The 1,250-nt window shown below is 68.2% G+C and carries 1 protein-coding gene and 1 pseudogene; both read right to left on the minus strand.

Annotated elements, in window-relative coordinates:
• On the minus strand, positions 1–509 hold a 509-nt coding region (locus ACFVS6_RS42920), incomplete at its 3' end, for a 2-oxoacid:ferredoxin oxidoreductase subunit beta (RefSeq protein ID WP_389711970.1).
• A pseudogene (locus ACFVS6_RS42925) lies at positions 502–1,250 on the minus strand (2-oxoglutarate ferredoxin oxidoreductase subunit alpha); the annotation flags it as partial. The gene ACFVS6_RS42920 and the pseudogene ACFVS6_RS42925, both read right to left, overlap by 8 nt.

Consider the following 1,250-nt stretch of genomic DNA (forward strand, 5'->3'; position numbering starts at 1 on the left):
AGGGACACGGGGTTGAAGGGGGCGTCGAGGGAGCCCATGGGGGTGGATTTGGTGATCTTGCCGAGTTCGGAGGTGGGGGAGTACTGGCCTTTGGTCAGGCCGTAGATCCGGTTGTTGAAGAGGAGGATCTTGAGGTTGACGTTGCGGCGCAGGGCGTGGATGAGGTGGTTGCCGCCGATGGAGAGGGCGTCGCCGTCGCCGGTGACGACCCAGACGGACAGGTCGCGGCGGGAGGTGGCGAGTCCGGTGGCGATGGCGGGGGCGCGGCCGTGGATGGAGTGCATCCCGTAGGTGTTCATGTAGTACGGGAAGCGGGAGGAGCAGCCGATGCCGGAGACGAAGACGATGTTCTCCTTGGCCAGTCCCAGCTCGGGCATGAAGCCCTGGACGGCGGCGAGGACGGCGTAGTCACCGCAGCCGGGACACCAACGGACCTCCTGGTCCGACTTGAAGTCCTTGGCCTTGAGGACGGCTTCCGCCTTGGGCACCAGGCTCAGTACGTCAGTCATCGATGGCCTCCTGGAGGACCGCGGCGAGCTGTTCCGCCTTGAAGGGCATGCCGTTGACCTGGGTGTACGACTGGGCGTCCACCAGGTACTCGGCACGCAGCAGCCGGGCGAGCTGACCCAGGTTCATCTCGGGGACGACGACGCGGTCGAAGTGGGCGAGTACGGCTCCCAGGTTGCTCGGGAAGGGGTTGAGGTGGCGCAGGTGGGCCTGTGCGATGGGGGTGCCGGCGGTGCGCAGGCGGCGGACGGCGGCGGTGATGGGGCCGTAGGTGGAGCCCCAGCCCAGGACGAGGGTCCGGGCGCCGGTGGGGTCGTCGACCAGGAGGTCGGGCACCGTGATGTTGTCGATCTTGGCCTGGCGGGTGCGGACCATGAAGTCGTGGTTGGCCGGATCGTAGGAGATGTTGCCCGTGCCGTCCTGCTTCTCGATCCCGCCGATCCGATGCTCCAACCCCGCCGTCCCCGGCACCGCCCACGGACGGGCCAGCGTGTGCGGGTCCCGCTTGTACGGCCAGTACACCTCCGTGCCGTCCGCGAGGGTGTGGTTCGGTTCGGTGGCGAACTGCACGGTGAGGTCGGGCAGGTCCGCCACGTCCGGGATCCGCCACGGCTCCGAACCATTGGCCAGGTAACCGTCGGACAACAAGAACACCGGCGTCCGATACGTCAGCGCGATCCGCGCCGCCTCCAGGGCCGCGTCGAAACAATCGGCCGGGGTCCGCGGCGCGACGATCGGAACCG

The sequence above is a fragment of the Streptomyces sp. NPDC057939 genome (assembly GCF_042887545.1).
Taxonomy (GTDB): Bacteria; Actinomycetota; Actinomycetes; order Streptomycetales; family Streptomycetaceae; genus Streptomyces.